Source organism: Polaromonas sp. P1_G2 (genome assembly GCF_056405515.1).
This window is the reverse complement of the sequence record NZ_JBFUBY010000842.1, coordinates 1-537: the sequence shown is the minus strand read 5'-3', so window position 1 is coordinate 537 and position 537 is coordinate 1. Positions and strand designations below refer to the sequence as shown.

General features: G+C 59.4%; 1 protein-coding gene. It reads right to left on the bottom strand.

The window, feature by feature from the left end; genetic code table 11:
• Window positions 1–140 precede the first annotated feature (140 nt).
• Window positions 141–537: DUF2291 family protein (locus AC1D0P_RS27920; RefSeq protein ID WP_477679701.1), on the bottom strand; the 397-nt coding region annotated here is incomplete at its 5' end.

The window sequence follows — 537 nt, the reverse complement described above, 5'->3', positions numbered from 1 at the left end:
CTCTCCAAACAACGTCGTCACCTGGCCACGATGGATGTCGAAATTGACGCCCTTCAGCGCATGGATACTGCCATAGGACTTGGCGACATTGCGCGCGGCCAGCACGACTTCACCCCTTTGTCCGTTTTCGACGACCTCGCTCATTTGACGTCGAACCTCACCGGCGTGACAATCCAGTTCTTCGGATTGATCAGCTTGAAGACGCCGACGACGCTGACCGTCTTGCCGGTCAGAGTATTGGGATCGACGCCGGCGAGAATCTTTTTCTTGACCTCGTTGTTGATGGCCGAGCCGGCATCCTGGTATTCGATCTGGTTGGTGAACTGGCCGAACTGGATCTTGCCGGTGGCATCGCGCAGATCCGTGCCGTTCAGCGCCGGGCCGGTCTGGACACGGACGGTGATCTCCGGCGGCAGGCCGTCGATCTTGAACGTGTTGAAATTCGACTTGCGCTCGCCGACGACGCCAGTGAACGAGACCGGAAGGACAGGACCGGTCGATGTCGCCACGCCATATTTCGCGCCCGCGGCCTTCTTG